Here is a 24405-nt window from a genome sequence, read left to right as displayed (position 1 = left end):
CTATGCCTTCAACCTCCGAACTCGCTTGTTTTGTAAAATGTCGTATTCTGTTGCTTCACTTCAAATGCGGCAGAGCGCTGCTTTGTTCAAAAAACAGGTTTAGCGTAGGATATTTTTCGTTTTCCAAGCGGATCCGAAATACGTTCTCGCTCGGTATGAATGCAAAAATGGAGCTTGATCGCATATTTGCCAGCCAAACAGGTATTTTGGCCTGTCGTGTCTCGCAGAAGGCATTTCCATGCTACAAAGTTCGCATTATTCTGCAATTTGAGAACTGGAACGGTAAACCGTACTTTGTGCTTACACAAGGGCGCCGCTGGAAGCAGAGAAATAGTGGCAGTTTCATTATATCATCACCCAATGCTGCTCACTGACTTCACGGTATTCGCGCGGCGGGTGCTGGTAATCCAGGCCACGCACCGGGCTTTTCAATTCTTCCGCCGCCAGGTTGCGTTTCAGTAGCCGGCGAGCGGGATCGGGCACCGGTACTGAAGCCATCAGCTTACGGGTATAAGGGTGCTGAGGGTTTTCAAATACCGCATCGCGCGGGCCGATCTCGACAATTTCCCCCAAATACATCACCGCCACGCGGTGGCTAATACGTTCAACCACCGCCATATCGTGCGAAATAAAGACATAGGCAAGGTTCATGGTTTGCTGTAAATCCATCAGCAGATTGACCACTTGCGCTTTAACCGAAACGTCGAGAGCGGAAACCGACTCATCGGCGACAATAACTTTGGGATCAAGCGTCAGGGCGCGAGCAATGCAGATACGCTGCCGCTGACCACCGGAAAATTCATGCGGATAACGATTCAACATTTCCGGCGATAGCCCAACACGTTCAATCAACGAGGCCGCTTTCGCACGCGCCTGTTTTTTATCCGCCAGCCGATGTTGCAGCATCGGTTCGGTCAGCGTTTGCAAAATAGTCAGGCGTGGATTCAGGCTGGCAAACGGATCCTGAAAAATCATCTGTATATCGCGCCGCATTCGGCGCAAATCACCGCCCGACAGGCGACGGACGTCATAACCGTTGAGCGTAATATCGCCGCCTAATGCCGGGACCAGACGCGTAATAGAGCGCCCGGTGGTGGATTTACCACAACCCGATTCACCAACCAGAGAAAGCGTTTCGCCGGGAAAAAGATCAAAGCTAATATTTTCAACCGCGTAAACATGGCCGCGTGGGCGATTCAATACGCCGCCACGCACCGGGAAACGCGTGGTCAGATTTTTCACCGATAAAATCGGCGTCGCCTGGCGATCGGGTTGGTGGACGCCTGTCTCAAACGAGGTGATCGCGCCGGTTGCGGAGTCGACGCGCGGAAACTTGAGGGGATGGGGTTGATTACGCATGGCGCCAAGGCTCGGCACCGCCGCCAGCAATGCTTTGGTATAAGGTTGTTGCGGTTGACTGAAAATCGCCTCTGTGCGGCCACTCTCAATACACTCACCACGATACATTACCAACGTACGGTCGGCAGTCTCTGCCACGACGCCCATATCATGGGTGATAAACAGCACCGCGGTGCCTTCCTCCTCCTGCAGCGTCTTGATCAGGTCAAGGATTTGTCCCTGAATGGTGACATCCAGCGCGGTGGTCGGTTCATCCGCAATCAGTAAGGCGGGGCGCAACGCTAATGCCATTGCAATCATCACACGTTGCCGCATCCCGCCGGAAAACTGATGTGGATATTCGTTATAGCGCTCTTTGGCGTTGGGAATACGCACTTTATCCAGCAAGCGTAAGGTTTCCATTTTTGCCTCACGCGCAGAGATGCGGCGATGGGTGATCAACGCTTCAGCAATCTGACGACCGATAGTAAATGCCGGGTTCAGGCTGGTCATCGGCTCCTGGAAAATCATCGCCATCTGATTGCCGCGAATATCACGCATGGCCTTATCAGAAAGCGTCAACAGCTCACGCTGGTTCAGCCGTACCGAACCGCGAATACGGCTTTGACGTGATGATAACAGACGCATGATCGAGAGTGATGTAACGCTCTTGCCGGAGCCAGATTCACCCACAATCGCCAGCGTTTCACCCGGCCAAATCGCAAAGTTGACGTTATCAATCACCGTCTGCCACCGGTCATTTACCCAAAACGCGGCGGACAAGTTCTCCACTTCCAGCACTGGCGTGCGGCTCTCATGTTGCATAACGGCTTCTCCGAACTAAAAACGCGCGCGGGCCGAAGAAAACGTCTGCGGCGTAAAGGTAAAATCTTTGTCAAATGGCCAGGTTGGGCGTTGTTTACGCTGGCGTGGTACCCGCTCCACATCTTGATCGACCACCCCTTCAGAAAGCGCCATCAGATTAGGGCGGGCGATGGGAGCCAGTTCTGGCGATAAATAACCTGACTTTACCACCACGATCTTGGCCTGATGCGGATCGAGGCCCAGCGCGGTAAAGTCGGCGATATTGTGATAAGGACGACGCCGGTCGGCGACCACCAACGTAATACCGCCACTGCGTAGCACTGCCTGACGTGCGGGCGACGCTTCGCTGGCGGCGACCAACTTAATCACCTCAGCCTGCAACGCCACTGGCTGGCTACTGGTATCAAGCGTCGCGCCAATTTTAAGTGACAACGTCACTCCAGCGCCAGCTTCAAAGGCAGCAGACGTGGCGGGCGCATCGGTGATACCGGCGACGATAACCCCCTCAGCTTGTTGACGAACTAATTCCGCTAACACATCGGCGCGATCGCCAACCCCGCCGCCGGTGGGGTTATCGCCAGAGTCAGCCAGCACCACCGGCTGTGTGGTTGAGGCAATGGCTTGGGCGACGCATTCGCTTACCGTTCCGGTCTGGCAACCGAACACGAACTGTTCACGGGCATCCCAGTAAGCCTGCGCCAGTTTTTTCGCCTCGGTCTCCAGTAGTGCTTTATCGGTTCCGGTGAAAATAGCGGCGGCGGTTGCGCGTGGCTCATCGGCCCATACGTAACCCACCATCAAAGAGCTGTCCCACACGCCATCCAGCACATCGGTGCCGGGTAACCGTGCATAGAGACTTTTGGCCGGTTCATCTTCGGTACTGGTCCGTTCGCCGGGCAACACCACCGGGATCGGCGCCCACACCACGCCAGGGCGCACGCCGCTTTGCAGGCTTTTCACCAACATGCTGACCGAGCGGCGCATAGTTTGCTCAACGTCAATATGCGGCGCGGTGCGATAGGTGGAGTACATATCAATGGCATCAATAATGCGTTGCGTGACATTGCCGTGCAAATCATAGCTGACGCTGATGGGGCAATCGGCGCCGACGACCTCGCGCGCGGCCGTAATCCAGTCGCCCTCGGCGTCTTCCATCCCTTCAACGTACATTGCGCCGTGCATCGCCAGATAGAGCCCATCAATCGGCTTTTGCGCTTCCAGGCGCTGCAGGAATTCCGCTTTCAGTTGTTGATAGGTTTCGTGCGCCACCGGGCCGCCGGGGAGCGCCCGTGCGTGCAGCGTCGGCAAAAATTGCGCTGGATAATCGCCTAAGAAGGCAAAATAGGGCGCAGCGATCAATGCCTCACCGCGCAGTACGCGAAAGTCCGCGTCGCGACTCAATACCGGATTAAAAGTACTGCACTCTGTATGGATACCACCGACAGCAATACGCATAGTGACCTCGGTTTTAGCGTGGGGTGAGAAAACGGTGAGCGGCGACGCTGGCAGCGGCGTGCGCCCAGGTATCGGGTTCAATGGTGAAGCGAATAAGCGGCGTCTTTCCGGCAAACGCTGGCAGAACATGCGCCTCCAGCGATTGCCTAACCACGGTATTTAATAACCCGTCGAAGGTGGCGGGCTGATGCGCGAGCAACAGCGTTTCAGGATCTTGTAGCTGTATTAGATTCGCCATCGCCAGACCAAGCGCATTACCGGCACGATGTAATAGCGCGATGGCTTGCGCAGAGCCATTCATTGCCAGCGTTTCCAACTGCGAGAGATCCTCGACGGCAAGTTGTTCTGCTTTGGCCTGTTCCTGAATGGCGATTAACGAAGCAATGGTATCAAGGCAGCCGCGCTTCCCACAGCGGCAGGGCGTACCGCCGGGTTCAATGGTGCAATGCGCGATTTCACCGGCGCCGCCGTGTGCGCCGCGATATAGCTGGCCGTGGATAAAACTGGCGCTGCCGATGCCGTCGCCGTGGGTGACCAGGATAAAGTTGTTCAGGCTGCGAGCATGACCATACAGCTTCTCGCTCACCGCCAGCGCTTTGGCGTCATTCTCAATAAATACGTCAATGCCAATCGCCTGATAAAGCAATTTCGCCAGCGGAACCTGACGCCAGCCGAGCAGGGTAGATTGCACACAGGTTGCCTGATTTTCATCAATAAACCCGGAAAGCGTGACGCCAATACCTAATACCTGATCGGCGGTAATCTTCCCGTCCTGGAATAATTTCGGCAGCGCCTGCTGAATGTGTTCGACTAATATTTCGGGATTGTTCACTAATGGAAAGTCATGGCGGCAAATTATTTCACCCCATAAATTAATTAACACCATACGAACCGCAGAGGCGTTAAGTGAAATACCGACGAAATAGGCCGCTTCGGCGCGCATTACCAGTTTCACCGACGGGCGCCCCTGACCGCTGCCCGCCATGGTATCACTCTCGATAATCAGCCCGGCACCGAGCATATCGCGCACGATGGCGCTCATGGCCGCCTTACTTAAACCGGTGCGTAGCGCCAGCTCTGTACGACTTAGGCCTTCGCTGGCGCTGATTAGCTGCAATAGCTCTCTTTGAATTGCACTCAGCATCTTGCTCTGTTCACTCCACCCTTGGGTCCCTTTTTTGACAGTAAGGCCTGATGAGAAATTGTGCAATCCAATTTAGTTCACAAAAATAACAAATTCTCGAAATATAAGTTTAACGTATAAATAAAATATGGCTTTTTAGAGTTAGTATTTTCTGCAACGTGATGCAGAGCGTTATTTTTGGTGCCAGAACGGCGACGCGATGTTAATGCCCGCTGGCGCATACTCTTCGAAGGCCAACTATCAGCGAGGGTTCTATGAAGGCGATCGGCAAATTAAAAACAACGCGTCGCGTGGCGCTGGCGGGATGCCTGGCGCTCAGCGCGTTAAGTAGCCAGATTCAGGCCGCGACCTTAAATGTGATGCAAAGTGAAGCGCCGCGCAGTATGGATCCGGGCGACCAAACTGCAACCTACACCGCCAGTGTGTTGGACCCGATGTATGAAGGATTAGTCCGTTTCACGCCGGATTTAAAAATTGAGCCCGCGCTGGCCACTGCCTGGAAAAGCGATGCTTCCGGCAAAGTGTGGACCTTTACCCTGCGTCAGGGCGTAAAATTTCATGACGGCACGCCATTCAATGCCGATGCGGTGGTTGCAAATTTTGATCGTCATCTGGATGTGAAACGCGGTCTTGCCGCCAGCGGGCGTATCCGCGCATTCCTCGCGTCGGTGAATAAAGTAGATGACCATACCGTCGAGTTTCATCTGAAAAAAGTTTATCCGGCTTTCCTCAATTTACTGACCTCCGGCGCAGCGTTGATGGTTAGCCCAACGGCAGATAAGGCCGGTACGCTGGGGAATAAGGCGGACGGGACCGGCCCGTATCAGCTTGAGCAGTATAAAAACGGCGAGTTTGTGCTGGAAAAGAAAAACCCGAACTATTGGGGGAAATCCAGCGGTACCGATGAAATTAAATGGACATGGTCGAGTGAAACATCGGTCATGAATATGGCGCTGCAGGCGAATCAGGCCGATGTGATTAACCCGGTACCGCCGCAGTTCGCCAATATGTTAAAAAATAATCCGCAAATTAAGCTTGAACAAGGGAAGGGCGCGGCGGTTTTTTGGGTGGCGCTGAATACCAAACTCAAGCCGTTAGATGATGTGCGGGTGCGGCAGGCGCTCAATTTCGCCACCGATAAAGCCGGTATCGTGCGGGCAATTATGTATGGCTATGCTTCTCCGGCTAACTCCCCGCTGGCGCCAGTCACGCCTGGCTATGATAAGACGCTGAATGACTACCCATTGAATCTCGATAAAGCGAAAAGTCTGCTGAAAGAGGCCGGTTACCCACAAGGCTTTAGCATGAATATCGCAGTGCAGGCGCCAGAGGCGCGGATTGCCCAGGTACTGCAAGGCATGTGGGCGAAAGTTGGCGTTAAACTCAACGTACAGCAAATGGAAAGCGGCGTCTGGAGCAAGGCCGCGTTTGCCGATGCGCAAGAAAAAGCCGCCGCGAAAACTGGTGCGGTGCTGGCGTCATGGTCCTCCGGCGTTAATGGTGCCGATCTACAGTTACGTCCGCTATACCATACGCAGAGCTTTGCGCCAGCAAGCGCCAACTTAGGTTTCTTTAGCGATCCGAAGGTCGATAAGTTAATTGATGATGCCGCCTCCACTCAGGATGATGCGGCGCGTAACGCGCTGTACGTTCAGGCGCAACAAGCCATCATGCAGGATGCGCCACAGGTGATGCTTTACTTCCAGGATGATCTCTATGCGACACGTAAAAATATTAGCGGCGTCACTATGCAGCCGGGCGGTAGCGTAATAGTGCGTGATGCGCACAAAAGCTAACGACTAAAACCCGCCGCCGGAGAAGACGATGAAAGTCTACGTCATCAAGAAAATACTCTCGCTGCCGCTGATCTTACTCGGTGTCTCGATGATTATTTTTATCGCCATCCGTGCGTTACCCGGCGATCCGGCGCGTTTAATGGCCGGGCCGGAAGCGCCGCAGGAGGCGGTAGAACATATGCGGGTTCGGCTTGGGTTAGATCGCCCGCTACCGCTGCAATATCTGCATTTCGTCGGCGGCATGTTACACGGTGATTTAGGCATGTCGCTCAAATCACAAGAGCCGGTGATGAAGGAGATTAGCGACCGTTTGCCCTACACATTAGCGCTGGCGGTATTGTCGTGGTTATTGGCGCTACTGTTCGGTATTCCCGCCGGGATGATCGGCGCGGTATACCGTAATCGCACACCTGACCATCTGGTGATGTTGTTGGCTATCGCCGGTGCTTCGGTGGCGAACTTCTGGTTAGCGCTGATGGCAATGAATACCTTTTCGGTTCAACTGGGTTGGTTACCCTTGTTGGGTGCCGATAGCTGGAAAAGCTACATCATGCCGACTATCTCCCTGGCCATTTTGCCAATGGCGGTGATGGCGCGTATGACACGTTCCAGCGTGATCGATGTGCTATCCGAAGATTATATTCGTACTGCCCGCGCCAAAGGGCTGGCGCCCGGGCAAGTTTACTGGCGCCATGCGTTACGTAATGCATTGATTCCCATCGTCACTATTATTGCGCTGAATTTCGGTAGCCTGATTGGCGGCGCGGTGGTAACCGAGTCGGTCTTTAACTGGCCGGGCATCGGGCGACTGTTGGTCGATTCAGTCCGTTATCGTGATTATCCGGTCATTCAGGGTGTCACCATGATTGCCGTCGCAGGAGTAGTGGTAATGAACCTGTTGGGGGAAATCGCCATTGCGTTACTTAATCCAAAAATAAGGTTCGACTAATGAATCTCAGCAACGTGGATCACGCCCCTTCAGTGCGTAGATTTCGCACACTGCGCTGGTTATGGCGACATCCAGCCATTACGCTAGGGTCGCTATTAGTCGGCATTATTCTCTTAATGGCGCTGCTCGCGCCACTTATCGCCAGCCATGACCCCTACACGCAGGATTTGCTTAACACGCTGGTGCCGCCCTCGGCTGAACATTGGTTCGGTACCGATGATTACGGACGCGATATTTTCTCCCGCATTGTTTACGGGGCGCGGATTTCGGTCTTCGAGGTGGTGATGAGCGTGGGGATTTCCCTGGCGATTGGTGTGCCGCTCGGTATCGTCGCTGGCCTGAGCGGGCGTTTGCCTGACCAGGCGATCATGTGGCTGATGGATGTGATTTTCGCCTTTCCCGGTATTGTGCTGGCGATCCTGATCGTGAGTGTATTAGGAGAGGGGCTGCTCAATATGCTGATCGCCATCGCACTCTTCTCAGTACCGGTCTATGCGCGTTTAAGCCGCAATCTTACGCTTAGCCTGAAGAGCATGGAGTATGTTGAGGCCGCGCAGGCGTTGGGTATTGGCTATTACCGCATTGTTGTACACTACATTCTGCGGAATGCGATGGGGCCGATTATTGTACAATCGACGCTGACTGCCGGTACCGTGGTGTTGGCTGCCGCCAGTCTCTCTTTCCTTGGGCTGGGCGTACAACCGCCAACCCCGGAGTGGGGAACCATGATGAGCGATGGGCGCAATTTCCTGGGTGTGAATATTGGCGTTTCTCTGTTTCCTGGCTTGGCGATTGTGTTGTCAGTACTTGGTTTTAATGTGTTAGGCGATGGCCTGCGTGATTTAATGGATAAACGTTCATGACAAAAGCGGTAGTCTGCCTTGATATTGGCGGCTCATTCATCAAAAGCGGTCTTTCGGTGCGTCCTGGCGAAATTGCAGCGGTGAAACGTGTTCCGATGCCGGTGAATGACTGGACCGCATTCTGTGATGCCGTCCAAACGCTGCTTAATGAGTACCGTGCGTTGTCCGGTGATGATGCGCCGCTGGCGATTTCGACTGCCGGATTGGTGGATGCCGATAGTGGTGAGGTGTATGCCAGTAATATACCGGCGTTTCACTATCGGCGCGTGGCGGAGACATTACAGCGCCATCTGGCGCGTCCGGTGGTGGTTGCCAACGATGCCGACTGTTTTGTGTTGGCGGAAGCGGTGGCGGGTAAAGGGCAGGGAGAGCGTATTGTGTTTGGCGCGATCCTCGGTAGCGGCGTCGGCGGCGGGTTGGTGATTGATGGCAATATCATTCAGGGCACTGCCGGTATCTGCGGCGAATGGGGGCATGGGCCGATTATGCGTACCGCGCTGCAATTGGCTGATGAATCTGAACCGCTACAACTACCCCGTCTTCCTTGCGCTTGCGGGCAGCAGGGGTGTCTGGATACGGTTGGCGGCGCACGCGGTATTGAACGTCTGTATCAGCAACTCTATGGCGAAGCGCTCAGCAGCCAACAGATTGTCACGGCCTGGCATGCCGGGCAGGCGAGGGCCCAGCGTACTTTAGTGGTATGGTGCGAGCTGGTTAGCGAGCCGCTGGCCTGGGTGCTTAACGTCACTGGCGCGGCCCGCGTCGTGGTGGGCGGCGGGATGGCGTCAGAACCGGCGTTGATCGCCTTACTTGATCGCCGGGTCAAACAGCTTATATTGCGGCGGACCGAGCAACCGTTGGTGGTGGTTGGGCAGTTTGCCGAAAATGGCGGCCTGATAGGCGCCTCGGTATTAGGGCACCGTCACCACCCAAGGTAACCGCAAAATGGTTATTATGTGCCCTGTAAACCGAGGGTTACTTCTAAAAAGGCACTGCGTTTGTTATATTGCTGCTCATTGATTATTCACAGCCGCGGTGCCAAAAAGTAGAAGATTCACCGCAACCCAGGAAGATGAAATGTTAGATTACCGCTTCCCGACAGCTTTGCAGATGGTTCTCAGCGTAGCGATGGCGGAGCAGTTGGGTAAACGTTCGACCAGTGCGATTCTGGCTTATGGCCTGGAAGCGAACCCGAGTTTTATCCGTAAATTAATGGTTCCGCTCACGCGTGACGGTATTATCGTTTCAACGCTGGGGCGTACCGGTTCTATTCATCTTGGTCGCCCGGCTGAACAAATTACCCTACGCGATATTTACGTTTCGGTCATTGAAGATAAAAAACTGTGGGCGTCGCGCCCGGATGTTCCCGCCCGCTGCGTGGTCAGCGCTAATGCCTGCTGGTATTTTAAGTCAATCGCTGATGAAGCCGAACAAGCCTCTCTGGATGTTCTGGCGCGCCATACTGTCGCCAGTGCGCTCGAAGAAGTGAAAAAAGGTGACATCAGCGGCTGCGTTTCAGTACCCGATATTGATGCGCTGTGCTCAAAAGGGCGTTAAGCCCGCTGGCGGTGTTATGCATCATCAAAGGTAACATCCAGCGTCATTGAGTCAGTGTGGCGCATCGGGTTTTGCCCCTGCGGCAACTTGTCATCATCCGGGTGCATATAGGTCATACCGGTGCCCAGTTGGTCAGTCATAAACTCCCCACCTTCCTTCATCTTATCGGTTGAACCATCATAGAAACCGGCAATGGTTTTGTTTCCGGCCGAATCACGGGAAACGATGTCATCCGGCGCGCTATCGGCAATGCTTTTCGTATCGCCAATTTCAAAGCCTTTATGATCGGTGGCGTAAATCGCCGCGTTGCGCCCATCAATATCGCTGGTATTCACATAACCGTCGAAAAACTCCAGTCTGCTGGCGTCGTCTTTATACTTCCCGTCGGCATCCGATTGTTTTAACAGACCGGTAAAATCATTCTGATAATGCATCTGCCCACTTTGGCCGGGTTGTAAGGTCATTTCCGCCACCAGTTTATTATCTTTATCAAACTGGCCGACTTTGATCGGATGATCTTCCTGATTGGTTATATTAAAGGTACGCGGGCCACTCCCGGCATTGGGCCCATCGCCTGCGGCGGCAGGTGTGGATGACTGACCGGACGGTTTTTGCGTCCCATCCGAAGAAAGCGGCGGCGTGGACTGCGTGGGCGGCGGAGAGACGGCCTGGGGTTTTTCATTCTGCGGCGGCGTCACGCTATTATCCTGCGGCACCGCCGGGCGTGAAGAAACCGGCGGTGGTGAACTGGCACTATTATCACCGCCGGATGCTGAGTCATTAGACGGTTGGTTACCTTGCATAAATTTTGAAAGCGCCATCATTATCTGGCTAATCAGCTCGCGTAATAACTGCCCAAGATCATCGCCGCCGTTATTCGGCGCCGATTTCGCCAGATTATTAACTGGAGGATGTGCGGAAGTGTTACCAAAATTGATGGCATTATTCGGCGACTGGAGGTAGCTAACGGCGCCATTAGTGGGTAATGACGATTTATCCTGCGGCTGGAGGCTGGTTTCATCCAGTGGCGGCGTATAACTATCTACCCCGCGTAACCAGGCATTTGAGGTTGATGAAGTGAGCATATCCACGGGCATAATCCGGCACCTCTAAAGTAAGGCTGACGGAGTTAAGTGGAATATTGAATGCAAGAGTTCCCACACACAAAAAATTGGGTTACGGGCGGCAATCACCTCCCGCAACCCATCTGGCTTATGCTTCGTGCTGCACCACCATGGTGGTTTTATTACGCGTCACCAACTTACGCAGCGTGACGTAAAACACGGGCGTCAGGAACAGACCAAATAACGTCACCCCTAACATACCAGAGAATACGGTAATGCCGGTGACGCCGCGTACTTCCGCACCGGCACCGTGGCCGAGGATCAGCGGAATGGTTCCGGCGATAAAAGCAATCGAGGTCATAACAATAGGGCGCAAACGCAAGCGGCACGCTTCTAACGCCGCCTCCATAATGCCTTTACCCTGCATCTCCAGTTCACGAGCGAACTCAACGATCAGGATCGCATTCTTACAGGCCAGCCCCATCAATACCACCAAACCGACCTGCACAAACACGTTGTTATCGCCACCGGTTAACCAAACACCGAATAGCGCGGAAAGCATGGTCATTGGGACAATCAGGATCACCGCCAGCGGCAACGTCCAGCTTTCATACAGCGCCGCCAGTACCAGGAAAGCCAACAACACCGCTACCGGGAACACAATAATCGCGGTATTCCCTTGTGTCGCCTGCTGATAGCTCAGATCGGTCCATTCGATATTCATACCGTTCGGTAGCAACTGTTGAGACATCGCTTCCAGCTTGGTCATGGCTTGGGTAGAGGAGAGCACGCGTGGATCGGCATCGCCAATCAGGTCCGCCGCCGGGTAGCCGTTATAACGGATCACCGGGTCCGGGCCATAGGTGGTGCCAATGTGTACCATGCTGCCAATCGGTACCATGTCGCCCTGGTTATTACGGGTGCGCAGGTTAGCGATATCTTCGACGCTCTCACGGTAAGGGCCATCGGCTTGCGCCATTACGCGCCAGGTACGTCCAAACTGGTTAAAGTCATTGATATAAGACGATCCCAGATACGTTTGCAGCGTACCAAACAACTCCGTCAGCGATACGCCTTGCGCCTTGGCTTTATCGCGGTCAACCTGAACATCTAACTGCGGTACGTTAGCCTGATAGGTCGAGATCGGGAAATGCATCCCTGGCGTCTGCATAATCGCGCCTGACAGGGTATTAATCGCGTTTTGCAGCGCGCCATAGCCTAAACCGGCCCGGTCCTGCACGTAGAGCGAATAACCGGAACCCTGACCGAGCCCCAAAATGGGCGGCGGTAGAATCGAGAAGCCAAAACCTTGCTGGATCTGCGCAATTTTGGCATTGATTTCCGCGTTAATCTGCGCAGCGGAGTGTTTACGCTGGTCAAACGGTTTCAGGCCGAAGAACACTGTCCCGGTATTCGGTGTATTGGTAAATTGCAACGCATTCAGGCCTGGAAACGCAACCGAATAATCCACGCCTTCGGTATTCATACCGATTTCACTCATTTTACGAATGACCTCATCGGTACGCGCCAGCGACGATCCTTCCGGCATTTTTACGCCACCAATCAGATAAAGTTTATCTTGAGTGGGGATAAAGCCGCCCGGCACCGCTTTAAACATCACTCCGGCGGCGCCTAATAACAGCACATAGACCACAAATACCGCGCCGCGACGTCCCAGAGTCTTCGCGACAAGGCCTTGATAGCCGTCCGAACCGCGATGAAACAAGCGGTTAAACGGGCGGAACAGCCAACCGAACAAGCGGTCGATCAAGCGTGTCGGCATATCTTTCGGCGCGCCATGCGGTTTAAGCAGCAGGGCGGCTAGCGCCGGAGAGAGCGTCAGCGAGTTGATGGCGGAAATGACCGTTGAAATGGCGATGGTGACCGCAAACTGCTTATAGAACTGGCCGGTCACACCGGAAAGGAAGGCCATTGGCACAAATACAGCGCACAACACTAATGCGATAGCGATAATCGGCCCGGACACTTCCCGCATTGCCTGATGCGCCGCCTGCAGCGGGGCTAGCCCCTCTTCAATATTGCGCTCAACGTTCTCCACCACCACGATGGCGTCATCCACCACGATGCCGATAGCCAACACCAGGCCGAACAAACTCAGGGTGTTGAGCGAGAAACCGAGCAAATAGAGAATGCTAAAGGTTCCCACCACCGACACTGGCACCGCGATTAACGGGATGATAGAAGCGCGCCAGGTTTGCAGGAACAGGATAACCACCAGTACCACCAGCACCACCGCTTCCAGCAGGGTTTGCACCACCGCATGGATCGAGTCACGCACGAAAACCGTAGGATCATACGGCGCCGCCCACTGCACATCGTCCGGGAAACGCGTGGCCAACTCACGCATTTTGGCGCGTACTTCGTTAGAGAGGTCAATAGCATTTGCGCCGGGCGACTGGAAGATACCAATCCCGACCGCATCTTTATTATTCAACTGCGAGCGCAGAGCATAACTGCCGGAACCCATTTCAATGCGCGCCACATCACGCAAACGCACCAGCGATCCATCCTCCGCCGTTTTCAGAATGATGTTGCCAAACTCTTCTTCACTCTGCAGGCGGCCCTGGGCGTTAATCGAAATCAGGAAGTCACTCTCTTTCGGCAACGGTTCGGCACCCAATTGCCCGGCGGAAACCTGCACGTTTTGCTCCTGCATCGCCGCCACAACGTCGGAAGCGGTGAGGCCGCGCGCCGCCACTTTATTCGGATCCAGCCAGATACGCATCGCATATTCACCGGCACCGAAAATCTGAATCTGACCGACGCCCGGCAGGCGCGCCAGTTCATCTTTTACTTTTAAGGTGGCGTAATTGCGCAGATAGAGCGAATCATATTTACCTTTCGGTGAGAACAGGTGCACCACCAGGGTCAGCGTCGGCGACTGTTTCTGAGTGGTAATACCCAATCGGCGCACATCTTCCGGTAAGCGTGCTTCAGCTTGCGAGACGCGGTTTTGTACTTGAACCTGTGCCTGATCGGGATCGGTGCCCGGACGGAAGGTTACCGTCGTCACCAGCACGCCATCAGAACCGGCAACCGATTTCATGTACATCATATTTTCAACGCCGTTGATCGCTTCTTCCAGCGGCGTCGCCACGGTTTCGGCAATCACTTTCGGGTTGGCCCCCGGATACTCCGCGCGTACCTGCACGCTTGGCGGTACCACATCAGGATATTCACTGACCGGCAACAGCGGGATCGCGATTACTCCTGTCACAAAAATCAGGATCGACAGCACCGCGGCGAAGATCGGCCGGTCGATAAAAAAGCGGGAAAAGTCCATGCGTCAGATTCTCAGGTCAAGGGATCAGTTAAGGGTGGAGCTGGTGGTCATGGCAACGGTTTTGGCGTTAACCGGCATACCCGGCATAAACACTTTTTGTAAACCATCAATAATGACTTTATCGCCAGGATTCAGACCCTGTTGCACGATACGTAGACCTGATGCAAGGCGGCCAGGCGTGATATCGCGCCGCTGCGCTTTACCTTCTTTATCAACGATATAGACGTATTTACGATCCTGATCGGTTAATACCGCTTTATCGTCAATCAGCATGGCGCTAAATTCGGCGCTGCCAGGCAGACGTACGCGGGCAAATAACCCCGGGGTAAACTGGCGTTGAGCGTTATCCAGTACGGCGCGCATACGAATGGTGCCGGTGCCTGGCGTTAACTGGTTATCGAGAAAATCTACCTTACCCGGATGCGGGTAACCCTCTTCGCCGACCAGCCCAATTTCAACCGGCAAAGACGTGTGGTTTGTCGAGGGGCCCTGACCGCTACGGGCAAGACTTTGGTAATGAAGATAGGTTGCTTCATCAACATCAAAATAGACGTAAACGGTATTCTGCGACACCAGCGTGGTTAACACGCTCGCGCTATCGCCGGCAGTGACCAGGTTACCGGTGGTGATTAACGCCCGGCTGGCACGTCCATCGATTGGCGCCGTCACTTTGGTGAAATCAAGGTTCAGTTGCGCGGCATCGACCGCCGCCTGCGCCGCCAGCATATCAGCCTGTGCCTGTGTAGCCGAAGAACGACGTTGCTCCCACTCCTCACGGGATACCACGTTAGTGTTTACTAACTTATCGGTGCGACTGGCCTCGCTACGCGCCAGGCTGGCTTGCGTTTTTGCGCGCGCCAGTTCCGCCTGGGCCTGCTCCAGCGCGGCGCGGTAGGTGCGGTCATCAATGGTAAACAGCACCTGGCCTTTTTTCACTTCCTGACCATCGGTATAGTTAACCCGATCGATGTAACCCGAAACGCGCGGTCGGAGCTGAACACTTTCTACCGCCTCAATCCGTCCATTAAAACTATCCCACTGGCTAATCGGTTTGACCACCACATCAGCCGCGCTGACCGCAGGCGCTGGCGGCGCGGCGTTTTGCGCCACGCCATTATCACACCCGGCGAGCAGGGCAATAAGTAACGCTGTCCCTAACAGACGCTGACTCTGACTAACCCAAGATTTGTGCAGGCTCATTATTTTTATTCCAGTTGTATTAGCCGCCAAACAAGACGTTGCGGAGGACGCAGCGTCACATCCTTTGCCAGGCTGGCTTAAGGCTATTTGTGACGTTCATCGCCACAAAATTTGTAACAATTGCAAATACACTATCGCGGCGATTGTAGGTAGGCGCTAAATTTAGTGCAAGAATAACTGATACACTTTATGTGCTGTTTTGCTGGCGGCAAGAAAGCCACATTTCGGGCAGGGAATTAAATGTAATAATAAAACTTGCAATTAAGGGAAAAGTCAGTCACCGTTAAAGTGTAACTGATAAAGATACTCTTGCAGTAACCCACCGCGACGGGAGAGATAAGATGAGAAGTGATGCATTCATTCACGATTTGTTGGACTGGATAGATAACAATATTGAGGGGCGTTTGGACCTCGACACCGTTTCTGAGCGGGCAGGGTATTCAAAATGGCATCTTCAACGGATGTTTAAAGAGCATACCGGGTATCCACTCGGTGAATATATCCGTGCGCAAAAACTGAAAAAGTCGGCTGACCGCTTAACCACCAGCGATGAGCCGATTCTGAATGTGGCGATTTCGCTCGGTTTTGATTCACAACAATCGTTTAACCGCAGCTTCAAACGTCAATATGGCCAGGCACCCGGCGCATGGCGTCGCAGTCTTGGACATCAGCCCGCCAAATGCTTGCACAGTTGAGTTGAGCGCCAGGGCCGGGGTCTCCCGGCCCGCGTGATTTCCTGCCCGGTTACTCCCGACTAATTTTCCCCGGCCTGACAAACTGCTATATTCGTCGACCTGATCCTGACTCAGGTAATACATCTTTATGTTTAAACTACGCTGGATTGCGCTGATAGTAGTGTTCGGCGCTGCGGTGGTTGGTCTAAAACCCCATTTCTCTCAATGGTACCAGACCGGTAGCACGCCGCATCAGGCGGACAACGGGCACGACATTAGCGACCTGACTCAAGACCGGCGAGTGGTTGAATATTTACGCCAGCATCAACGGTTACCCGCTTACTATGTCACCAAACGTGAAGCACGGCGTCAGGGCTGGCAACCCGGTCAGGGCGATTTATGCGCAACCTTACCGGGCAAAGCGATTGGCGGCGATCGTTTTGCCAACCGCGAAGGGCGGCTGCCGAGCCAGCGCGGTCGTCAGTGGTATGAAGCCGATGTAAACTATCGGTGTGGCTACCGGAATACCGATCGGTTGCTGTACTCAGATGATGGGTTGATTTTTCTTACCCGCGATCACTATCGTAGCTTTACCCGGATGCAGTAACCCATGCTCAACATTACTTTAGATTTTCGGCATATTGCCAACGTCGATGACTTTTATCGTCAGTTAGCCGAACAGGCGCGATGGCGTGCCGGTTTTGGCGCGAATCTTGATGCTCTCTGGGATGCGCTGACCGGCGATCTGGCGTTACCGGCGCGGATTCGCCTTAAGCACTGGCGTCAGCATCCCCACCCGGAACAATTTACGGCTTTAGTTGGGGTGCTTCGTGAAGCGGAAGAGGAACTGGATGGCGCGCTAACGATCCGTATCGATCATTAGCGCGTGGGGTTACTCTGCGAACAGCGCAAGCGCGTCCGCTAGCGATTGACGTTGGGCATCAGGTAATGCCTCAGCCGCACTATAACTGCCGTTTTGCGTGATCAACGCATCCAGTCCAACCAGCCAGTCATAAATATAAAATGCCGTCGTATTGGCGGGCTGGGCGGAAAGACGTGTGAGCCGCTGCCCCGGTTGTAAAGTAGGAACCGGCGGACGAGCAAAGATTTTTTCACCGCGATTCACCCGGCTGTCGGGGCGTTGCGCGGCAGGTTGCCCGGCAAACCCAAGCCAGGCGATAAAATCACCTAATACCGTTAATGCGCGGGTGACCTGGCGGTCGACTTTCTCTTCTCGCGAAGTGGCAGTGTCCTGCCCGACTAACGCCAGGCGTAATTTTTCAACTATTCCAAGACGGAAACTGGCGGTGATCAACTCTTCGGTTAACCGTATCAGGGTGGTTTTATCCACCTCCAGCAATTGACGCACTTCCTCCTCTTCCGCCAGCCCGCGCAGATGACTAATCCAATCACGATGTACCTGGTCGGCAAACGCGTCATCGCCATTTACATGGGTTGCGCGAGAGTCGCTAACCGGCACGGGCGGCGGCGTATCGGCAAATAAATCGAAATCAAACCCAATACCAAAATGGGCCGCCGCCGGGGTGGTCTCACCGGACAAGGTATCGGCTTCCGGCGTCAGATAGCGTTGACGTAACGCATCACGCGAGGGTTGCAGACGTTCCAACAATTCGCCATGCAGGCCAGTACGCGTTTGTAATACCTTCAGCAAGCTATCGGCGATCTGCTGCTTCGCAGCGGGCGGCGTGGGAGCCCAACTCGCCAGTAAACCGGTACGCCACTCGTGCCGTAGCGCATTCAACTGACCGCTGAGATAGGTCAGTTTATCTTGCGGGTGCATCTCCGCTTGTAGCCAGTTGGCCATACGCTGAACGCTAGCCTGATCCTGGGCCAACAGCGTTCCCCACTGTTCACCCGGCGCGCCAACGTGACGTTGCACTGCTTCATCGGCATTGTGTTGCTGACGGTGACCGGCATCGAAAGGCGTAATCGCCCAAACCAGTGCCGGTTTGCGAGAGGGGGCCGGGTGCGCTGTTGGCGTAAGACGACTCATCGCCCACTGATGAAGTTGCCGACCAACTGCTTTCGCTTCGTTGCGTTGTCCGGCGGCGGCGCAAACCACCAAGCGATCAATGGCCTGGCGATCGCGATAATATTCCAGTAATAAATTGCGCTTGGCGCTAATCAGGCGGGCCGCCAGCGGGTTTTGCTGCTCGAGACGCCGCCGGTCATGTCGCGCATCCTCCTCCAGCGGCACGCCATAACCCGGTATCTCCAGCACCTCTACCCGATCAAACAGTGCCTGACGCGGCGGCGTGCTCAGCGGTATATGCAGCTCCAGCGCTAACAAACTTAACTCACCTAACGCGACCGTGACCGGCGGTAACTGCCGGTTGGCGGGCTGTAAGGTGATAGCGCGATCTCTGTCGGTGCCGAGGCCAATAGCCGCCAGCGGGCTGATTAAACTTTCCGCTGGCAGACGCGCGTTATCGACCAATAAATCAGACGCGGCATAGACGCGCGGCGCATTATCCAGCGCCTGTAAGGTATGCGCCATCCGTCGCCAGGTTTCACTGAGCGTGGCATCGTCACTCCACAACAACGAAAACAGACGTGCGCGATCGTCAACCGCCAAATAAGGCGCCAGCGCTATTACCTCTGGCCAATAATGGCGTGCCAGAACCGGTTGCCGCGCATCGTCATGACGGTCGGCGAAGTCGCGCAGCACAACCATTTCATCGGCGCTGATGCCGGGTTGTGGCTGGGGATGGCGGAGAGGGCGCAACATCTCCAGCCGGGCGGCGATCCGCTGCCGATCGGGCCACACGCCGCCGGATTGCAGAAACGTTTTCAACACCAGTTGGGTTAACTCAGTTTGCGTAAGCAGCGTCAGCTCAACGGGCCACGCATCCGCAACCGCCAACGGACGATGGCTAAACCGGGTGACCAGCGCGCAATCCTGGTTGCCGGGATTAATATGCGTGAAATAATCCAGGCTGCCGCCGGATTGGGTACTAAGCTGGCCTTGCGCATCGGCCACCAGTTGCCTGAGCAACCAGGCTTTCCCCGCCTGCGAAACGCCATACAAGGCGAGGGTGCTTTCCTGCGCCAGCGCGCCGGTTAACTGCCGCACCTGATGACGGCTGCGACGTAGTTTAATCGTCAAACCATCGGCTTCTTGCGCCAGCCGCGCCGAGTGATCGCGCGTTTCGGCTATCCACGTCAACATGCGGGTAATACCGTCGCTGAGGTTATGTAGACCCTTGGTCAGACGGAGCGTGGGTTGTTTTACTGTGGCGCTCATGCGTTGAAGACACTCCCGCTATCAATCCAGTACCAGGCGCTGGCATTGCCCTGGTCGGATAAGGTATTCAGTTTCAGGCTTAATTGATGCAAAGGAACACGGCTACCGTCATCCAGCCGCGCATCGGCTAAAGCAAAATGTTCCGGGCCGCCGTCCGCGCCCGCCGTCAGCATCAGTTTGATACGTAACACGCTATCGCCCGCGACTTTACGCGCCAATTGCGGGTCAACAATGCTCAGGCTATACAAGGGCGACGCCAGCCAGCGCTGATTTTCTAATTGCCGGAAGCCGAGGCAAACATTGCCACGAATGCGGAAACTGGTTTTACTTTCCAGCATAAATTGCGGCGTATCGAGATCAATCTCGCGGTAGCAAAGGTTGTCGTCGGTAAGGATACGGTTATCATCCAACACGCCTAAATAGCGGATGGTAGAGTAAGGCTGGAAATCTCCCGCCTTGAACCAGAAACTAGCCAGGCGCAGGTCGAGCGCCAGCAGGCATAGCATGGCGCCTACCGCCGCGGTGGATTTCGGATTATCGATACGCCCGCGTTTATTAAACGGATACCAATCACTGGTGTGGTAACCCTCTAGCGACAAAATCCGGCTGCCGGGTAGGGGTTGCAGATGACGGAACAATGCTTGTACGCCGGGAAAACGCGCAGGGCGGCCGGTAAGCAACAGCACATCACAATCATATAATGACACCACTTCCGCCATCGCGCGGAGCGGGGAAATGATGGCCATCCGTTGCGCCAGAAATTCGTTATGTAGCGCATTGAGACTCAGCACCAGCGGCACCTGTAAAATATCTGGCGCACGCTCCGCGCCTAATTCACGCTGAAATGCCTGATTAATAAAGGTTAAAACTTGCTCCGTCGGTGGTTGCGTGAGCAACTCACCGAAACGTGCCTCGATCTCCGCGCGGCTATCAAGCGGGTCAAAACGTTCATACTGTTCCAGCACCGCCTGCGCCAGTGGAATAAACAGTTGCAGCGTCGCTTGCTGGCGCAACGCGCTGTCGCCGTCAATGCGCCCGTCCTGACCAAATAGCCGGGTTAATAACGCATCTGGCTGCGCTAATCCGGCCTTTACCAGCGCGGCATGCAGCGCCGGCAGCAGGTAAAGCTGAATAATATCCAGCAGGATGTCATCGCCCGCAACTTTGAAACCTTCGCGAAACAGTAAGCGTGGATTGATTTTGACATTATTGCCCTGACCATCATCCAGCGTGTATTGGGTAATGGCTAAATCGGTGGTTCCGCCGCCAATATCAATCGACGCGATACGTAAGGTTTTGCCCGGCGCTTCTGTGTCGTGCCGCTGCCGGTCAGGGCGTGCCATGCTGCTGAAGAAAGCCCCGGCATGGCCGGCAAAATTAACCTGCGTCTCGTTATACAGCCAAACCATTTGTCCACAGGTAGCTTCATCCCACTCCATTTGTACATCCGGAAGCGTGGCAGGTTCGTCTTCAGGCGTTAGCCAGTTCATCGCCTGCCAGACCAGGCGGATCGCTTCCTGCATGCGACGGCGAAATATTTCCCGCTCCGGTTTCGGCATCGCTGACGGGAGCGTCAGGATAATGTGCCGTAACTGACGTGGCAGGTTGCTAAGCGGCATTTTTTGACGTTGTGCAACGCTATTCATTTGCGTCAATGCCTGGGCAAGCAACTCGCTTAACATCAGTGTCATTACTGCGCTGCGGCTATATTGTGCGGCAAAGGTCGGTAAGCGTTCCTCGGCGGGTAACGCGCTAAGCAGTTGCCCTTCATCATTAAGCAAGGTCATCAGCGGCGTGGCGATGGCCGCTGGTTCTGTCGTGCTGCCATGGCGCTGATTAAACCGCCAGCCCGCCAGGTAGGGCTCTTCATCCCATAGATAGCGGCGTGGGCTGGAGAGGCCGGTTGCGCCTTCGCGCCCGCGACGCGTTAGCGCCATGCGGTTCGCTTCGCGACCCACGCGCGTCAACGATGGCCAGATAAAGGCATTATCGCGCCCGCTTTGCACCGAGAAATTCTCTTTACCAAAGCGGGCAGCGGCAAACTCGACGCGGCTGGCGAACATCTCGTTATACACATAATGCGGCTGCGCCAAATCCCGCAATTGCAGTTCGTAGCTCTGTTTCAGGCCATTGCTCTCTTCCGGGTTATCCTCCACCAAAATACCGCAGGTGTGCGAGTTGCCAACGTCGAGAATCAGATCGACATTGATCGGCGGATGTTGTGGGGTGGCAGCATGAATTTTAATTTCGCTCAGCGCCGGGTGCGCGCCAAGCAACTCCAGCAGATTAAGATAGTGCGCCTGATACTCAAACTCACGTAGCGCCAGCCGCAGGTCGGCATCGTGGCGCTGTTCTTGCTCAACCGCGCGTTGGCTAAACGCCTCGCGTAACCAACCATCTACCCAAGTGAGATCGAGAAAATCCCCCAACTCGTAGTTTTGCCAGGCAAGGGCGAAATTGACGCCGTTTTCCGCATCGCTCTGGCTTAGCGCCAGTTGCGCTTCGGCGCTATCCGCCGCCACGGTCGCGGTATCAAAAGCGAGACAAACCCGATGGGTGTGACCTTCGGCATCCGGATGTTCCAGCGCGAGGAACTGCACGCGCGCCCAGTTCTCCGGGCCACCCATAAAACGGCGCGGTGGCGCATAACGTAATATTGGCAGGGGCAGCCATAGCTGATCCAGCAGGGTTAATGAGTGTTGTAATGTAACGCTGGATTCGGGTTTGACCACTTCCGGCGTGCCGCCATCTTGCGGCAGCAACAGGTAACGGCCCGCGCCCTGATCTGGCGCAACGCGCAGCAGTGGACCATTGGCGGTTTGCCGGACAAATTTACGCGCCCGTTCCCGATCATCCGCGCGTAACGCCAAATCCAGAAACTGAATGCCGCTCTCTTCGATCAAGGTAATTTTTTGTTTCAAGTCGGTGATGGTCGCCAGCATCGTTATTTATTCTCACGCTTAATCGTCATCGGAAAGGCGGCATCAGTGCCATATTGTGCCGTACAGTCGGCGGCGGAGCCGGCCTGTTTGCAAACCAGTTGCGGCATTTTGTAGCGCGACCCGTCCCGGCAACGGGCGGTATAACGGCTGTTGATCACTAAATTGCCTGATCCCATCAAACCGGCGGCGACATCAGCCTGGCAACGGTTACCGTCTCCTTGAGTGACCACCGCCGTGCCTTTACCGTTTTTAAATTGATAATGGAGGGTGGGCGGCGTCGGTAAGTTTTTGAGTTGTAGTGTGACGCGCCAGCGCCCGTTGAGAAATTTGGTCGAGCCGATTTTTATCGCATCTGTCGGCATCACTAACGCATCTTTAGGCGCACGGCTTTCTGGTGTCGCTACCGTTGGCGGTTCGCTTGCCGACTGAATCGCTGGCGTTGTCTCGGGCTGCACGGCAGCTTGGGTCAACGGGAGGGTCTGCGGCAGCGCGGTCGTTTTTGCTATCATGGCGGCAGGAAGCAGTGGCCCACCTGCGGGCGTAGTAACGCGAGGAGCCGTAACAATCGGCGGCGTGGGCGCGTCATGATTTGCATAAAACGTTACCGCGCCTGCCGCCGCTATTGCGGCCGGGATTAACGCCCACCACAGACGCGATTTATGAACGGTTTTGCCGTGGCGAGATGAACCAATGGGCGCCTGTTCCGGTTCTCTTTCTGGCGGCGAAAGTTCCGACGGCGGCTCCGATACTACGGAGATTGGCGCAGGCGCTTGGCGTATGTCAGGTAAGGCTTGCGATGGCGGTGGCGCTTTATCCGGCTCTGGCACCACCGGCTTACTTTCACGCAGGAAATCCAACGCATTGGCTGGCGGCTTGTTATCCAGAGAGACAAACCCCCAGAAGGTTAATACCGGTTGGTTATCAACCAGATAAACATATTGACGGTCAGGGAAGTGAAATGCTTTCGCCAGTAGCGCGCCAAAGCGACGTAACGCTGGTTTATCCGCGTTCAGGGCTTGCTGACTAATATCGTTAAGGCGCTGTTGATAGCTCTCCAGCAAGGTAAGCGCATGCTGGCGTTCGCTCTCATTGGCGGCCGCCCACGACTTAACTTTACCGGTGCCAGAGGCATACCAGTCGAGACGATCGCCCGACTCGCTGATATAGGGAATGGCCAGGCAATCGGCGATCGCTAACCATTTTTTCAACCGCAGCGTTTCGCGCAGTTGTCGTGCGGAGGCGTACACCGGCTGACCATTTTCTCCCAGTGCCAGAACCGCATCGAGATTTCCGCTGCGTAAAAAAGTTTTTGCCACGTTCAGAGCCCTTGTGTGACGAAGTGTGAGGCAGAAAATCGTGTGTTATCGGCGATTTTGGTCATTTTACGGCGGGTAGGGGCAAATCAAACGCGTGAAAAGAGGGGCATATTGCGTGGTATTTCACGGCAAAAACTATACTTTCAGCATCGCGGAGTGATGAGGGCAACGATCATGCGTTATGTGGAAGGTTATCTGTTGGCGGTACCGGTCGCCGGTAAAGAGGCGTATCGGCAAGCGGCCATTGAAGCCGCGTCGCTGTTTAAAAAGTTCGGCGCAACACGGGTGGTGGAGTGTTGGGGCGATGAGGTGCCGCATGGCGAACATACCGATTTTTGGCGGGCGGTGAAGGCCGAAGCGGGCGAGACCGTGGTGTTTAGCTGGATTGAGTATCCGTCGAAAGAGGTGCGCGACGCGGTAAATGCAAAAATGATGGAGAGCCCGCGTATGCAAGCGTTAGGCAAGAATATGCCGTTTGACGGTAAGCGTCTGGTGTTTGGCGGTTTTTTGCCGCTGGTTGATGAGTGATAAAGTGCAGTTATTCTGTTAATTGTTGTTATAACGCGTTGATTTATAATGACTAAAAGGTGAGTTGGTGCTTTTTTTGTTCGTAAAAAGAGCGTAGGCTATAGTCATGGTCCGCAGCGATCAGGGTTTCACCCTGTGCCTGGAAATGATCCAGGGCTACCTCGTGTTCCATAATATGACGGCGT

Annotated in this window: 19 protein-coding genes; 10 read left to right on the top strand and 9 right to left on the bottom strand. The window is 54.8% G+C overall.

Features of this window, described 5'->3' with window-relative positions:
- Positions 1-2: 2 nt before the first annotated feature.
- Entirely contained in the window at positions 3-374 is a 372-nt protein-coding gene (locus PMPD1_RS22720; protein WP_354292597.1) for an RNase A-like domain-containing protein, read from the top strand.
- On the opposite strand, the gene PMPD1_RS11400 is transcribed toward PMPD1_RS22720, so the two are convergent.
- From PMPD1_RS11400 to PMPD1_RS11390, 3 genes are read right to left on the bottom strand one after another with little or no spacing between them, the layout of a single operon-like run.
- The gene (locus tag PMPD1_RS11400) at positions 346-2163 is read right to left on the bottom strand and encodes an ABC transporter ATP-binding protein (RefSeq protein WP_173634148.1); all 1818 of its coding nucleotides are present in this window, start codon (positions 2161-2163) and stop codon (positions 346-348) included. The genes PMPD1_RS22720 and PMPD1_RS11400 overlap by 29 nt on opposite strands.
- 15 nt (positions 2164-2178) lie before the next feature.
- Entirely contained in the window at positions 2179-3618 is a 1440-nt protein-coding gene (locus tag PMPD1_RS11395) for a M81 family metallopeptidase (protein WP_173634147.1), read from the bottom strand.
- A gap of 13 nt (positions 3619-3631) precedes the next feature.
- Positions 3632-4762: an ROK family transcriptional regulator gene (locus PMPD1_RS11390; protein ID WP_173634146.1), complete on the bottom strand. Its 1131-nt coding sequence runs from the start codon at positions 4760-4762 to the stop codon at positions 3632-3634.
- Between the two features lie 254 nt (positions 4763-5016).
- Between PMPD1_RS11390 and PMPD1_RS11385 the strand changes: the two genes are divergently transcribed.
- From PMPD1_RS11385 to oqxR, 5 genes are all read left to right on the top strand, one after another.
- Positions 5017-6558, top strand: coding sequence for an ABC transporter substrate-binding protein (locus PMPD1_RS11385; RefSeq protein WP_173634145.1), 1542 nt, complete (start codon positions 5017-5019; stop codon positions 6556-6558).
- A gap of 28 nt (positions 6559-6586) precedes the next feature.
- Positions 6587-7507 carry an ABC transporter permease gene (locus tag PMPD1_RS11380; RefSeq protein ID WP_173634144.1) on the top strand — a complete coding sequence of 307 codons (921 nt, stop codon included), beginning with the start codon at positions 6587-6589 and terminating at the stop codon, positions 7505-7507.
- Entirely contained in the window at positions 7507-8370 is an 864-nt protein-coding gene (locus tag PMPD1_RS11375) for an ABC transporter permease (protein ID WP_173634143.1), read from the top strand. Before PMPD1_RS11380 ends, PMPD1_RS11375 begins: the two co-directional genes overlap by 1 nt.
- On the top strand, positions 8367-9308 hold the full coding sequence (locus PMPD1_RS11370) for an ROK family protein (protein WP_173634142.1): 942 nt from the start codon (positions 8367-8369) through the stop codon (positions 9306-9308). Before PMPD1_RS11375 ends, PMPD1_RS11370 begins: the two co-directional genes overlap by 4 nt.
- Positions 9309-9447: 139 nt before the next feature.
- Entirely contained in the window at positions 9448-9927 is a 480-nt protein-coding gene (gene oqxR / locus PMPD1_RS11365; protein WP_173634141.1) for an efflux pump transcriptional repressor OqxR, read from the top strand.
- Positions 9928-9941: 14 nt separating this feature from the next.
- On the opposite strand, the gene PMPD1_RS11360 is transcribed toward oqxR, so the two are convergent.
- The 3 genes from PMPD1_RS11360 to PMPD1_RS11350 form a co-directional block, all read right to left on the bottom strand.
- The gene (locus PMPD1_RS11360; protein ID WP_173634140.1) at positions 9942-11018 is read right to left on the bottom strand and encodes a hypothetical protein; all 1077 of its coding nucleotides are present in this window, start codon (positions 11016-11018) and stop codon (positions 9942-9944) included.
- 121 nt (positions 11019-11139) lie between these two features.
- Positions 11140-14295: a multidrug efflux RND transporter permease subunit OqxB gene (gene oqxB / locus PMPD1_RS11355; RefSeq protein ID WP_173634139.1), complete on the bottom strand. Its 3156-nt coding sequence runs from the start codon at positions 14293-14295 to the stop codon at positions 11140-11142.
- Between the two features lie 24 nt (positions 14296-14319).
- Positions 14320-15495: an efflux RND transporter periplasmic adaptor subunit gene (locus tag PMPD1_RS11350; RefSeq protein ID WP_173634138.1), complete on the bottom strand. Its 1176-nt coding sequence runs from the start codon at positions 15493-15495 to the stop codon at positions 14320-14322.
- A gap of 341 nt (positions 15496-15836) precedes the next feature.
- Here PMPD1_RS11350 and PMPD1_RS11345 point away from each other — a divergent pair, with 341 nt between their 5' ends.
- The 3 genes from PMPD1_RS11345 (at position 15837) to PMPD1_RS11335 (ending at position 17052) form a co-directional block, all read left to right on the top strand.
- Complete coding sequence (locus PMPD1_RS11345; protein ID WP_173634137.1) at positions 15837-16190, top strand: helix-turn-helix domain-containing protein; 354 nt, start codon at positions 15837-15839, stop codon at positions 16188-16190.
- Between the two features lie 127 nt (positions 16191-16317).
- On the top strand, positions 16318-16776 hold the full coding sequence (locus PMPD1_RS11340; protein ID WP_173634136.1) for a ribonuclease domain-containing protein: 459 nt from the start codon (positions 16318-16320) through the stop codon (positions 16774-16776).
- A gap of 3 nt (positions 16777-16779) precedes the next feature.
- Entirely contained in the window at positions 16780-17052 is a 273-nt protein-coding gene (locus tag PMPD1_RS11335; RefSeq protein WP_173634135.1) for a barstar family protein, read from the top strand.
- Between the two features lie 9 nt (positions 17053-17061).
- Here the strand turns inward: PMPD1_RS11335 and PMPD1_RS11330 are convergent, their stop codons facing one another.
- The 3 genes from PMPD1_RS11330 to PMPD1_RS11320 are packed head-to-tail and all read right to left on the bottom strand — an operon-like array spanning position 17062 to position 23692.
- Positions 17062-19434, bottom strand: coding sequence for a virulence factor SrfC family protein (locus PMPD1_RS11330; protein ID WP_173634134.1), 2373 nt, complete (start codon positions 19432-19434; stop codon positions 17062-17064).
- Positions 19431-22376 carry a virulence factor SrfB gene (locus PMPD1_RS11325; RefSeq protein WP_173634133.1) on the bottom strand — a complete coding sequence of 982 codons (2946 nt, stop codon included), beginning with the start codon at positions 22374-22376 and terminating at the stop codon, positions 19431-19433. Before PMPD1_RS11325 ends, PMPD1_RS11330 begins: the two co-directional genes overlap by 4 nt.
- 2 nt (positions 22377-22378) lie before the next feature.
- Positions 22379-23692, bottom strand: coding sequence for an SrfA family protein (locus PMPD1_RS11320; protein ID WP_173634132.1), 1314 nt, complete (start codon positions 23690-23692; stop codon positions 22379-22381).
- A 174-nt stretch (positions 23693-23866) separates the two neighbouring features.
- Between PMPD1_RS11320 and PMPD1_RS11315 the strand changes: the two genes are divergently transcribed.
- Positions 23867-24220: a DUF1428 domain-containing protein gene (locus PMPD1_RS11315; RefSeq protein ID WP_173634131.1), complete on the top strand. Its 354-nt coding sequence runs from the start codon at positions 23867-23869 to the stop codon at positions 24218-24220.
- The last annotated feature ends 185 nt before the right edge of the window (positions 24221-24405 follow it).

The sequence above is a fragment of the Paramixta manurensis genome, assembly GCF_013285385.1.
Lineage (GTDB): Bacteria > Pseudomonadota > Gammaproteobacteria > Enterobacterales > Enterobacteriaceae > Paramixta > Paramixta manurensis.
This window is presented reverse-complemented; position numbering and strand designations above follow the sequence as displayed.

Excerpts from the sequence above, each read along its gene's own strand:
- PMPD1_RS22720 (WP_354292597.1), top strand. The coding sequence starts at position 3 with ATGCCTTCAACCTCCGAACTCGCTTGTTTTGTAAAATGTCGTATTCTG.
- PMPD1_RS11400 (WP_173634148.1), bottom strand. The coding sequence starts at position 2,163 with ATGCAACATGAGAGCCGCACGCCAGTGCTGGAAGTGGAGAACTTGTCC.
- PMPD1_RS11395 (WP_173634147.1), bottom strand. The coding sequence starts at position 3,618 with ATGCGTATTGCTGTCGGTGGTATCCATACAGAGTGCAGTACTTTTAAT.
- PMPD1_RS11390 (WP_173634146.1), bottom strand. The coding sequence starts at position 4,762 with ATGCTGAGTGCAATTCAAAGAGAGCTATTGCAGCTAATCAGCGCCAGC.
- PMPD1_RS11385 (WP_173634145.1), top strand. The coding sequence starts at position 5,017 with ATGAAGGCGATCGGCAAATTAAAAACAACGCGTCGCGTGGCGCTGGCG.
- PMPD1_RS11380 (WP_173634144.1), top strand. The coding sequence starts at position 6,587 with ATGAAAGTCTACGTCATCAAGAAAATACTCTCGCTGCCGCTGATCTTA.
- PMPD1_RS11375 (WP_173634143.1), top strand. The coding sequence starts at position 7,507 with ATGAATCTCAGCAACGTGGATCACGCCCCTTCAGTGCGTAGATTTCGC.
- PMPD1_RS11370 (WP_173634142.1), top strand. The coding sequence starts at position 8,367 with ATGACAAAAGCGGTAGTCTGCCTTGATATTGGCGGCTCATTCATCAAA.
- oqxR (WP_173634141.1), top strand. The coding sequence starts at position 9,448 with ATGTTAGATTACCGCTTCCCGACAGCTTTGCAGATGGTTCTCAGCGTA.
- oqxB (WP_173634139.1), bottom strand. The coding sequence starts at position 14,295 with ATGGACTTTTCCCGCTTTTTTATCGACCGGCCGATCTTCGCCGCGGTG.
- PMPD1_RS11350 (WP_173634138.1), bottom strand. The coding sequence starts at position 15,495 with ATGAGCCTGCACAAATCTTGGGTTAGTCAGAGTCAGCGTCTGTTAGGG.
- PMPD1_RS11345 (WP_173634137.1), top strand. The coding sequence starts at position 15,837 with ATGAGAAGTGATGCATTCATTCACGATTTGTTGGACTGGATAGATAAC.
- PMPD1_RS11340 (WP_173634136.1), top strand. The coding sequence starts at position 16,318 with ATGTTTAAACTACGCTGGATTGCGCTGATAGTAGTGTTCGGCGCTGCG.
- PMPD1_RS11335 (WP_173634135.1), top strand. The coding sequence starts at position 16,780 with ATGCTCAACATTACTTTAGATTTTCGGCATATTGCCAACGTCGATGAC.
- PMPD1_RS11330 (WP_173634134.1), bottom strand. The coding sequence starts at position 19,434 with ATGAGCGCCACAGTAAAACAACCCACGCTCCGTCTGACCAAGGGTCTA.
- PMPD1_RS11325 (WP_173634133.1), bottom strand. The coding sequence starts at position 22,376 with ATGCTGGCGACCATCACCGACTTGAAACAAAAAATTACCTTGATCGAA.
- PMPD1_RS11315 (WP_173634131.1), top strand. The coding sequence starts at position 23,867 with ATGCGTTATGTGGAAGGTTATCTGTTGGCGGTACCGGTCGCCGGTAAA.